Raw genomic sequence first — 10,715 nt, 5'->3', positions numbered from 1 at the left:
CATCCCAGAACCAACACCCACACCCGCAGCGGAACCAACACCCACACCACGCATCCCAGAACCAACACCCACACCCGCAGCGGAACCAACACCCACACCACGCATCCCAGAACCAACACCCACACCCGCAGCGGAACCAACACCACCCCCCATATTCAACCCAGTACCCGAACCAGATACCAGTTGCGGTTGCGCCCCCCTGCAAGGGCCCCCTGTGATCACATTTACCCCCCCCCAGCCTTCCCCCATACTCAACTTCGACTCCAACGCCGCCCAACTCATCGACATCCAAAACACCAACATCGGCACTCCCGGAAACGATTCCTTAACAGGAAACGAAACCAACCAACTGTTTCTCTCCTTTGGTGGCGACGACACAGTATTAGGTGAAGGCGGCAGCGATATCGCTTTCGGCGACCAACAGCGAGATTACATAGCTGCCGGTAAGGGCAACGACATCGTTTACGGCGGCAAACAAACCGATGCCGTATTTGGTGGCAAACAAGACGATCGCATTTTTGGAGATCGCAACTCCGACACATTGTACGGCGATCGCGGTTCTGACACCATAGTCGGCGACAACGGCAACAACATCGACTTAACCGACAACGACAGCGACCTAATTTTCGGCGGTGATTCCGGCGACGCCATTGCCGGCACTCAAGGCAATGACACCGTTTACTCCGGCAAAGGCCCTGACATCGCCTATGGTGGCATCGACAACGACCTAATTTGGGGTGACAAAGGCCCGGACACCCTGGACGGCGACAACGGAGACGACTCTTTGTTTGGTGGCCTCCTCCACTCCCTAGACAGTGACCCCGACGGCTTCGATTTGCTGACAGGAGGCGATGGCAACGACTTACTTCACGGCCAAGAACAAGACGACACCTTGCGAGGTGGTAACGGACGGGATTTGCTGTTTGGAGGCAAAGGGGGCGATCGTCTTTTCGGCGAAACTGACTCGGATACTCTCTACGGCAATCAAGGTTCCGACACCATCATCGGCGACTACGGCACTGCAGCAGGTAGCACAATTGCGACTGATGAAGGTGATTTAATTTTCGGCAACGACACCGGCGACATCATCGGCGGTGGCAGCGGTAACGATAGCATTTTTGCCGGCAAAGGTAATGACTTAGTTTACGGTGGCAAAGACAACGACTTGATTTGGGGCGAACTCGGTTCCGACACGATTGTCGGCGATGAGGGAGACGATTCGCTTTATGGTGGCTTGCAAAACGAGTTAGTGTCCGATGTGGATGGCCGCGACTTGCTATTTGGCGGAGATGGAAATGATTTTCAGGGTGGCGGTGAAAGTTCCGACTCTCTCGATGGGGGTTCTGGTAACGATACCCTTCGTGGTGGCAAGGATGACGAATTGGTAAATGGAGATGCTGGCGATGATTTGATCTACGGCGATGATGGTAGCGATATTTTGTGTGGCGATGAAGGTAATGATACCATTAGTGGCGATCGCGGGGAAAATCTGCGAGGGGCTGTGGGTGAAGACGGTCAGCAAGACTGTATTAATGGTGGTAATGGCGATGACCTGTTATATGGCAATGAAGGTCAAGATGCTCTCAATGGTGATGATGGTAATGACACTATTTATGGAGGGAAAGATCGCGATATTCTCAATGGGGGTGCAGGAGATGACTGGCTGTTTGGTGATGGCTCAGATGATACTTTGATTGGGGGTACTGGGAGTGATCGCTTTGTGTTAAGCGCTAATAGTGGTATGGATACTGTGCTCAATTTTTCCGTAGGAAGTGATCAGTTTGTTCTGGCTGGTGGCTTGAGTTTTGAGGCTTTGCAAATTAACTTTACTGCGAATGCCACACTGCTGCAATTTGCTGCGACTGGGGAGGTTTTGGCTCAGGTTTTTGGTGCTGATAATTCTATCACTGCTCTCGATTTTCTTACTCTTTCTCCTTGAAAACAAAGCGCATTAAACAGCGTGTAATGTTCTATTCATACAGCACCTTACCGCTGTTTATTCAAAAATTCTAATCCTAAAAAAATAGCTGCGATGCTTCCTGCTACACAAATTTCTCGGTTTTTTATTTTCACCAAAAGTTCAGCAATGGGGACTAAAACTACTTCAATATCTTCTGTAATATCTAATTGTATTTTGCTGGCAAGCTTGACATTTTTAGCAAAGTATAGGTAGATAGAATTGGTGTCTTTTACGGGGTTATCATATAAGGTTGCTAGTTCCAAAATTTCTTCAGCAACATATCCCGTTTCTTCGGCAAGTTCTCTGGCGGCTGCCGATTTCCCGCTTTCTTCAGCAGGGTTGAAAGATCCAGCAGGCAGTTCCAGCAAAATTTCGCCTACTCCGTGTCTGTATTGTCGCACTAATACAAGTTCTTGCTGCTCTGTTGTGGCAAATACGAGGGCGATATTGGGCCGGACATTAACAAAAAAGTCGTCTATAATTTGTCCACTTGGCAATTCTATTTCATCTTGTCTAACCTGACACCACTTGTTGTTAATAACGAAGCGCGATCGTAATAATTTCCATTTAGTTAAATTTTTCATATCGCAATAATGCTAAACTTTCAGCGTCATCCGAACGCAAAATTTTCCCATCCATAATCTATTTCAGATCAAAAATTTCACTTAGCCGCCATGCCATACAAAAAATTACTCACCCGATTTGGGGAAGGCTTACAAAAATTGACTGTTAATTCTCTACCAGCGGGATTGTTTGCGATCGAGTCACTGAGTCTGAGTCTAGCAGTCGTCGCCGCAGTTGCAGCAGTGCCGGCAACACTGGAACCAGCAAATGCTTCTACAGTGACAAGTTGGCAATTCGATCCGGCGACAAATCAGCTAGAAATTACTCTCCCAGAGGGAACAACCCCCACATATTCTCTACTCAACCCGTCTCAGATTGCTGTGGATTTGCCCAATACTGAGATCGGAGTAGATGCAACTCAGCTATACCCGCAAGGCAGAGTGCGTTCTGTGGGGGTGAGTCAACTTCAACCGGGAACGGCGAGAATTCTGGTCAATTTGGCTCCAGGAGTCGGTTTCAGCGCAGGGCAAGTTCAATTCCAAAGAAGCGGGGTAGAAAATCGCTGGGTGTTGCGTCCTTCGATCGAACCGACTCCAATTATGGAAACTCCCGAAACTCAACCCCAGACTGCCATACAAGTACCGCAAAACCAGCCACCGACAGATTCCAACTCAACTGCTGCCACAGAGGTCGATCGACCTGAATCTCCTACTTCCCTGAATCCCGGTACAAATTTTTCGCCGCGGTCAACTCCCAATGACCAAATCCGGCCTCTAAGAGTGCCTTTAGTCAATGTTCGCCTTGACGAACGCCGTGGGGTACAAGCTGCTGCTCTACCCCGCCTAGACCCTCAAATAACGGCTGCTGCTGCACCCCAACAGCGGACGCTTACTTTTCTTACTTTTGGTGAACCACTTCCTCGCGGCCGCTCAAATGCTCCTTTGCAGGCTGCGACTGGGGCGAATGTCTTGCTGCGGGCGGGCACGGAGCTCAGTTTGCTATACCCCGGCGATCGGGCTTTGCGCCTGCAAGCGAAGCCTAGCCGAGAGGAAGTGCTGCTCCTGCAAGGGGGAATTCTCGACAGCCGCGGCAATACGATCGTACCTGCTAATACGCCGGTCATCGGTCGGTTTGAAACAACGAACCTCGGCAGTCGATTTGTGGTCGAAGGTATTAGTCTCAACGGCCGCAATATCCCTCTCTTGGCTCGCTCCGAACCCGTGGGCGGCCGCCGACAAGAGCCTTCCGATCGCAGTTTGTTGCGAAATACTGGTATTGGTGGCTTAGCTTTGTTCTTGCTGAGCGGCTTTTCTGGTATCGGTTTGTTGGCGGGAGCAGCCGGTGGTGTTGCTACAACTTACGTCGCTGCTCCTCAACCTGCTACGATTCAACCCGGTCAAATTTTGCAAGTTCAGTTAACGGAAGATTTCCCCCAGTTTGGTTTTTGAAGGAAGAAGGAAGTTCGGCAACGGATTTTGTAACGGATGTAACGGATGTCAGGAAGAAGGAAGAAGGAAGAAGGAAGAAGGAAGAGGGCAGAAGGAAGAGGGCAGAAGGAAGAAGGAAGACTTTTTTCTTCCCTGGAACCTCTTTGTTCAAAATTTACTTAGAGCAGTTTTCCATCCTATGAAACAAAATAAGGACTTAGGCTTTGCCTAAGTCCTACCGCATATCTGTAATTGACTCAACTAAAAACCGCTATATCGGCGATTTAGAAATTTTGACCTTCACTGGTTGGAGCTATCGATCCCGGTTGATTCAGGAACAGGTTTTTAGCGCCGTCGTTTTGGTAGATACAGTTAATTTCCGGTTGAGCTTCCAGGGGGCCGGTGAAGCCAAAGGTGTTCATGCGATTTTTGCAATCGCGCACTTGGTCTTGGCTGATTAGTTTTCTTTGCTCAAGAATTGCCCAGTTATTGGTTCGCAAAACGCATCCGGGGCGCATACTCGGCTGCGAGATGTAGACGTTGAAAGGGTTGAGGGTGACGTAGAGGCGCATATCTGTCACCATCGCGCTTGCTCCAAACTGCACGCAAAGTTCTGGGTTCGGGGCGCTGCGATCAATAAATTCGCGGGATGCTACGTTCTCTGGGCTAATTGTAGCGGTGGAGCTAAAGGCGATGCCAATGCCAATTCCCAGAATAAAGACGGCTGTTAAAATCCCTAATGTGGCGGAATTGAGGAAAGAGGGTTTGCCGGACTGAGGTTGACGCCGCGACTGTCCGCCAAAGGAGCCGGAGTAATCGGAGTCTTCATCTCCTCGGGATGGGTCGCCGATGAATCTGTCGTTGTAGGATTTAGGTTTGCGTTTCATATAATGTTCGTTCCCTCAGTTCTGGAGACTCAACAGGTAGTAGTTTGTTATTTTTAACCGATCGCGCCTTTCTAATATTATGGCGCTAGGAATGTGGTTGCGTAGGACCCAGGACACGCCCTGTGGGTTTGGTGTTGGGTTCACAGCTCGCGATCGACCCAGGGGCTGCCTTGTCTGAATTTTCAGATTTCAATAAAATAGCTGAAAGTGAGATAGTCTTGCACAGCGGAGGAATCCGGCTCAAGATTGTTGACAAATTTTAACATTTTACAAGTCAGGAGGTATAGATTAGTGTCTGTCGAAATTATTCAAAAGCCTTCCACAGTCCGCAAGCTTGCACCGCGCTACCGCGTTCTGCTGCACAATGATGATTTCAATCCTATGGAGTACGTGGTGCAGACTTTGATGGCGACGGTACCGAGTCTGACTCAGCCACAGGCGGTAAATGTGATGATGGAAGCCCATACTAACGGGATGGGATTGGTGATTGTTTGCGCTCTCGAACACGCTGAGTTTTACGCTGAAACGCTCAATAATCACGGGTTGAGCAGCAGCATTGAACCTGACGATTAGAACCTGACGGTACTGCAACGGATTCGCGTAGCCGGTTTCAGACTCATACCGTCCTCATACCGTCAACCCTCATACCAAAAAGCCAAGGGTTAGGCCCTTGGCTTTTTGGTATATTTAATCCGGTAGATATGGAAATTTGAAGAGGATAGTTTTTCGGAACGGCCGGAAGTGGTTCGGAGCTAGGTGAGCTCTCGCGCCAATTTCAACTCTTCAATCTCAAATCTTTATCAGAGGAAATTAATAACGTCCTCCGCCGCCGCCCCCTCCGCGAGCAAATTTTCCAGGGCCACCGCCGCCCCGGTTGCCGCCGCCCCGGCCACCTTCATCTTCGCGGGGCTTGGCTTTGTTAACTTTGAGGTCGCGACCCATCCACTCTGCTCCGTCGAGAGCAGCAATCGCTGCATCTTCTTCTGCATCTGTGGACATTTCTACAAAACCGAAGCCGCGCGGGCGACTGGTTTCTCTGTCGGTAGGTAGATGTACCCGCTTAACAGTTCCGTATTCGGCGAAGACGGTGGTGATGTCTTCTTGGGTAACTTGGTAGGATAAGTTACCGACGTATATCGACATGAGGAATAACTCCAAAATTTAGACAGTGCGAAGATTTCAGTTTCGGAGAGTCCCCTGCCGATACAGAAGGGCAAGTTTTTAGACAATTCTGTAGCAATGAACAAAGCCTGCAACTGAATCTGATTCACACTTGGTACTTTAACATAGAATAATGTCTTTTGAGTAGGTTTCAGGAGTTAATTAAGTTGTTCTAATCAAAGGTAAAACTTTTAGGGTATTCAGAAACCTGGTCGATCGGCGTGATGTTTTGCCTGCATTGGAAGCAGAGAAAGTTATGCCGCGCCCTCTCACCGCAGGAAAGATACATCCACCTTGCCAAAGTTGGTACTCAAAGCTAGGTTTACGTTTTCTAGGGCTTTGACTAACCACACCACGCCTTCTCGGGTACTGCATTCGTAATGACCGAACAAAATTGCCAGTCGCTTTTCTAGGTAGGGCTTGACTTTGCCGCAAATTAGTACGATTTTCAGCAGCAAACCTGTGGTTTGGGTCGGCCCGAGGTTTGAGATCAGGTCGATGAAGACAAAGTGGTTGGGCCGCACAGGACTCTCTACTACTAAAAAGTTCAATAACTGGCTGCAAGTTCTGATCATTAAAAATTCGTTAAACTTCTGATCATCGCTGTGGGGTAGGGTATTTTGTAGTTGCTTATACAATTTTTCGTTAAAGAGACGTTTGCCGTAGCGATCGTCGGTGACAGAAGAAATCAGGTATTCGTACAAGTCGTCTTTAAAGGAGCGGTAGGACTGATATGTGCTGGCGTTCGCCGTGAAACGGCCCGCTAGCTGTCTGTAGGTATCGGCTCCTTCTACTTTTCCGACAAATTGCTTGAGGGCAAAGAATAGTTCCGGGTCGGTCAACAGGGTCGGATTTTTTATAGGCTGTATATTTCTGCCGAAGGAAAGGGAGGTTTCCCGACGCGCTATGTGAGCCTTTCTCACTTGGTGGGCGACATATTGTGAGAGGTTGATCTCAAATTGCTGCTGCTTTTGAGCTTGGATTTTTTTAATGATCTTTTGCTGTTCGTAGGTGCTGTCGTCGCTGAGGAGGCAGTGTTTGTAGAGGTAAGGGTAACGGGGAATTAAGGTTCCGAGGGCAAGGGTAGCAGGGGTTTTGCTGTTGCTGCTATCTTCATTGTTGTGAGTTATGACTTTGGCTAAACGTTGGAGGGTGAGGTACTGTTCGCTTTCGGTAAATTGATTTACTAATTGGGGGATGGAGCCTCGCCCGCGCGATCGATTGTATGCAAATAATATTTTTTTGGGCGCTTCTTCAAACAGAGCGATCAATTCAGGGATGGCTACTTGCTTGCTGGGGTAAGTTTGCCAGCGGTTGATCAGGATGTGGCAGCAGCGGTTGAGGATGTACTTGAATTCTTGTTCGGCGTGTTCTGAGGCTGCTATTTTTTCGAGTGCTTCGGCGATCGAGCGATCGGGATATCCGCTACCCTGGATAAACAAAGTGCGAAAGCGGCTGATGAGTTCGGCAGGCTGCTCTCGTTGTACCAACTCCAGCCAGTGCTTGTAAAGTAGCTGTTCTTCTTCGTGGCTTTGTCTGTTGTAGTCGTTCACTGTGGATTAACCCTCCGAGGCTGGGGCAGGAGCTTTCAGCGCTATTATTTTGATGAATTGGCGAATGAATCGCAACAATTGAGTCAACCGAGCTTCTCGCCGGATGAGGCTTATGGGTAGAAGCTGTCAGCAGCTTAAGCCGATCAATATTTTTTGCTTAGTTAAACTATTTATCAACACCAGCATGACATGAATTGTTGGTAATTAGCAAGGCCTTAAATACCATCGAGTTTGTAAAGTATTGGTAAAGATTGTGGGGGGGTACGGGATAATTTCTTGGTGGGCGGACGATTTAGTATTAGGATGATCAAGGTCAATCCTGATCCGCAGCCCGGTGTAAGTTAAATTTGAGATTGGGCGAGGTAGAATTAGCTGTGAAAATAATTATTTGAAATGTGAGTGCTGGTTATGGTTTGTCGTGTAAGTATAGCCCAACTATCTGAAATTTTAAGTGTACCTTTGCCTGCTGTGTCTGAGAACCTTTTGACAGCTTTAGGGACAGGTATTGCCACAGATACGCGCACTCTTGAGGGGGGCGAAGTATTTTTGGCGCTGCGGGGAGAGAATTTTGATGGCCATCAATTTGTGGCAAAAGCCCGGGATTTGGGGGCGATTGCGGCGATAGTCGATCGACATTGGCAACAGGAAATGCCTAATTTTCCGCTGTTGCGCGTTGATGATACTTTAAAAGCTTATCAGTCGATCGCCCGTTGGTGGCGTGACCAATTCAGTATACCTATAGTTGCTGTTACTGGTTCTGTAGGTAAAACTACTGTTAAAGAGTTAATTGCCGCGGTTTTGTCAACGAAGGGAAATGTTCTTAAAACTCAATACAACTACAACAATGAAATTGGCGTACCAAAAACTCTGCTGGAGCTTTCACCTTCCCACAATTATGCTGTAATTGAAATGGGAATGCGCGGCCGTGGTGAAATTGCGCTACTGTCGCAAATTGCTCGTCCTACTGTGGCGGTAATTACTAATGTAGGAACCGCACATATCGGGCGATTAGGATCGGAAGAGGCGATAGCCCAAGCTAAGTGTGAACTTTTAGCCGAAATGCCTGCTGATAGCATTGCTATTCTCAATCACGATGGTGATAGATTAACCGCAACTGCGGCGAAAGTTTGGCAAGGAAAAACTTTAACTTACGGTTTAGAAGGCGGGGATTTGTGTGGGGAATTGCTCAATTATGATAAACTGTTGGTAGAAGGCGTTGAATTGCCACTGCCGCTGCCTGGACGCCACAATGCTGTAAATTATCTGGCGGCTTTGGCAGTAGGAAAAGTTTTAGGTATTGATTGGGAAGTTTTAAAGCAAGGTTTGTCTGTGCAGTTACCGGATGGACGGGCGCGCCGCTACGATTTGCCGCAGGATATTGTCATTCTGGATGAGACTTACAATGCTGGTTTGGAGTCGATGTTGGCGGCCCTGAGACTGTTAGCAGATACTCCTGGAAAGCGCCGGATTGCGGTGTTGGGAACGATGAAGGAATTGGGCGATAGGGCGATCGAATTTCACCGACAAGTGGGAATGGCGGCGCGAGAGTTGCAGCTTGATGCTTTGTTTGTTTTTGCTGATTTTGAGGAAGCAGCGGCGATGGCCGCGGGCGCTGCGGGTTTGCATTTTGTGGAGATAGGAGATATTACAGCCAAGGATGGGCGGGAAGATTTAGCAAAGCGGTTGTTGGGATTTGTCGAAAAGGGCGATCGTATTTTATTTAAGGCTTCTCATTCAGTTGAGTTGAATCGAGTTGTGGAGAAGTTTAGGGCAGATTTTGCGGGGGAGTAATAGAAAAGAAATTTTGGGGATTTGAAATTATGCGATCGCTTCTAGTCGATCGCCGCCTCAAACTCACGTTTCGATCGTTGATGCGTAGGGTAAGATGCCCATCTGCACCTAAGTCCCGATGGCTCAATATTTTGATAGCCCTCTGGCCTCGATTTCGATATCGGGATCGATCTCAATTATTGAAATTTTGGCATTTTCAACTACTGTATTTCCCATCATTGTATTGTGCATGGCCTCAAACTTAGATTCATCTTTAGCAATTCGTTCGTAGTGCAAAATTACGTGATAACGCTTTTCAATCGGCACTCCCGAATCCGAAATTTCCACCGCATCCCAATCTATATTTTGAGAGTCTTCCGCTTGCTGGCGGTAGCGAGATGCTAAATTTTCCAGGGCGATCGCGATCGCGTGTTCTTTCGTTTGTCCGTAAAAATTCATCGTATCATCAGGGCGATCGCTCAGAGATGACGAAATCTGACAAAGATACTGCCCGTTTGATTGAGCGCAAACGTCGATCGCAATTGTACCAGCAGTGCGATCGGGATTTATTTGAGTCATAAGCTGTTAGGCATTTAAAAGACGATAGTAGGGTGCGCCAGTCCATAAGCGTTTCCCTTGTCCAGAACTCACCACAGCACAAGTTTTAGGAGCCGGGGAAGCAGGACTTATTTCAGGATATGTCGAAAAAAAGCTAAAATATCGATTAGTTTTCGTTGGACTTGTCATGTCGGAGAGCAAATATGAATTCAGTTGAGGAAACCGAATTGTCACACATCCTTGACTTGCCACTGATAGGGTCTGCTGAACAATATCTCTTCTCAGTCGAAGACAATCGAGAGCGTGCTGATAAGCTACAAAAATTACTTGTTCCTAAGCTTAAAATACTCATTGAACAAGCTTGTGACCAAATTTACCAAGTTTATGGCACAGATGTACTCTCAGATTGTCGAATAACGACTACACCAGCTCATCGATCTGGAGCCAAGAAAACCAAGCCATTCAAAATAGCAAGCGCTGGCTTGACTATAAAAGGAACTTGGTATTTCCAACTGAGATTCGAGTGTACTTCTGATAGTTTATTTGTGAACTTTTTTGGATTAAGAGGACTAGAAGGGAATCCGATTGTTCAAGTCCTGAAGAAGCATTTGAAAGATGTTACTCAGATTTGGGAGCAGGGTGAATATGAAGTTTACTCTGAAACTATTGCACCGAAAGAAGATGAAAATTTAGAGTATGATGAGTTCATTAACAAGCTGCAATTAGTTCCTGAACGAGATGGGAAAGGTACTTATATTCGGGAGCATCCCGGTTTTGCGCTTTTGAGCATCAAACGGATATTGATCCGTTAAGGTAGGCGCACCGAAGCTTAAGC

Annotated in this window: 10 protein-coding genes and 1 pseudogene; 6 read left to right on the top strand and 5 right to left on the bottom strand. The window is 47.7% G+C overall.

The features are described from left to right. Positions 1-1,939: pseudogene (locus Q5691_RS25945) on the top strand (DUF4347 domain-containing protein); the annotation flags it as partial. Between the two features lie 47 nt (positions 1,940-1,986). Here the strand turns inward: Q5691_RS25945 and Q5691_RS25940 are convergent. Next, a complete protein-coding gene (locus tag Q5691_RS25940; protein WP_333347946.1) occupies positions 1,987-2,544 on the bottom strand; it encodes an NUDIX hydrolase in 558 nt (185 codons plus the stop codon). 90 nt (positions 2,545-2,634) lie between these two features. Between Q5691_RS25940 and Q5691_RS25935 the strand changes: the two genes are divergently transcribed. Then, complete coding sequence (locus Q5691_RS25935) at positions 2,635-3,972, top strand: AMIN domain-containing protein (RefSeq protein ID WP_333347943.1); 1,338 nt, start codon at positions 2,635-2,637, stop codon at positions 3,970-3,972. Further along, positions 3,969-4,154 (top strand): hypothetical protein, encoded by a 186-nt coding sequence (locus Q5691_RS25930; RefSeq protein ID WP_333347940.1) that lies wholly within the window; start codon positions 3,969-3,971, stop codon positions 4,152-4,154. Before Q5691_RS25935 ends, Q5691_RS25930 begins: the two co-directional genes overlap by 4 nt. Before the next feature lie 81 nt (positions 4,155-4,235). Here the strand turns inward: Q5691_RS25930 and Q5691_RS25925 are convergent, their stop codons facing one another. Further along, positions 4,236-4,838 carry a DUF3172 domain-containing protein gene (locus Q5691_RS25925; protein WP_333347937.1) on the bottom strand — a complete coding sequence of 201 codons (603 nt, stop codon included), beginning with the start codon at positions 4,836-4,838 and terminating at the stop codon, positions 4,236-4,238. Positions 4,839-5,129: 291 nt separating this feature from the next. On the opposite strand from Q5691_RS25925, the gene clpS reads away from it, so the two are divergent. After that, entirely contained in the window at positions 5,130-5,411 is a 282-nt protein-coding gene (gene clpS / locus Q5691_RS25920; protein ID WP_015178019.1) for an ATP-dependent Clp protease adapter ClpS, read from the top strand. 237 nt (positions 5,412-5,648) lie between these two features. Here clpS and Q5691_RS25915 read toward each other — a convergent pair whose 3' ends face one another. Both Q5691_RS25915 and Q5691_RS25910 read right to left on the bottom strand, forming a co-directional pair. Further along, complete coding sequence (locus Q5691_RS25915) at positions 5,649-5,981, bottom strand: RNA-binding protein (RefSeq protein WP_190743136.1); 333 nt, start codon at positions 5,979-5,981, stop codon at positions 5,649-5,651. Between the two features lie 287 nt (positions 5,982-6,268). After that, complete coding sequence (locus tag Q5691_RS25910) at positions 6,269-7,552, bottom strand: hypothetical protein (protein WP_333347932.1); 1,284 nt, start codon at positions 7,550-7,552, stop codon at positions 6,269-6,271. A 408-nt stretch (positions 7,553-7,960) separates the two neighbouring features. On the opposite strand from Q5691_RS25910, the gene Q5691_RS25905 reads away from it, so the two are divergent. Further along, complete coding sequence (locus tag Q5691_RS25905) at positions 7,961-9,343, top strand: UDP-N-acetylmuramoyl-tripeptide--D-alanyl-D-alanine ligase (protein WP_333347928.1); 1,383 nt, start codon at positions 7,961-7,963, stop codon at positions 9,341-9,343. A 123-nt stretch (positions 9,344-9,466) separates the two neighbouring features. On the opposite strand, the gene Q5691_RS25900 is transcribed toward Q5691_RS25905, so the two are convergent. Beyond that, the gene (locus Q5691_RS25900; protein WP_333100235.1) at positions 9,467-9,901 is read right to left on the bottom strand and encodes a hypothetical protein; all 435 of its coding nucleotides are present in this window, start codon (positions 9,899-9,901) and stop codon (positions 9,467-9,469) included. A gap of 182 nt (positions 9,902-10,083) precedes the next feature. Here Q5691_RS25900 and Q5691_RS25895 point away from each other — a divergent pair, with 182 nt between their 5' ends. Further along, a complete protein-coding gene (locus tag Q5691_RS25895; RefSeq protein ID WP_333347926.1) occupies positions 10,084-10,692 on the top strand; it encodes a hypothetical protein in 609 nt (202 codons plus the stop codon). Positions 10,693-10,715: the final 23 nt, after the last annotated feature.

Source organism: Microcoleus sp. w1-18aA5 (genome assembly GCF_036701705.1).
Lineage (GTDB): Bacteria > Cyanobacteriota > Cyanobacteriia > Cyanobacteriales > Microcoleaceae > Microcoleus.
This window is presented reverse-complemented; position numbering and strand designations above follow the sequence as displayed.

Bases quoted from the DNA above. Each gene is read 5' to 3' on its own strand.
- Q5691_RS25940 (WP_333347946.1), bottom strand. From the start codon at position 2,544: ATGAAAAATTTAACTAAATGGAAATTATTACGATCGCGCTTCGTTATT.
- Q5691_RS25935 (WP_333347943.1), top strand. From the start codon at position 2,635: ATGCCATACAAAAAATTACTCACCCGATTTGGGGAAGGCTTACAAAAA.
- Q5691_RS25925 (WP_333347937.1), bottom strand. From the start codon at position 4,838: ATGAAACGCAAACCTAAATCCTACAACGACAGATTCATCGGCGACCCA.
- Q5691_RS25915 (WP_190743136.1), bottom strand. From the start codon at position 5,981: ATGTCGATATACGTCGGTAACTTATCCTACCAAGTTACCCAAGAAGAC.
- Q5691_RS25905 (WP_333347928.1), top strand. From the start codon at position 7,961: ATGGTTTGTCGTGTAAGTATAGCCCAACTATCTGAAATTTTAAGTGTA.
- Q5691_RS25900 (WP_333100235.1), bottom strand. From the start codon at position 9,901: ATGACTCAAATAAATCCCGATCGCACTGCTGGTACAATTGCGATCGAC.
- Q5691_RS25895 (WP_333347926.1), top strand. From the start codon at position 10,084: ATGAATTCAGTTGAGGAAACCGAATTGTCACACATCCTTGACTTGCCA.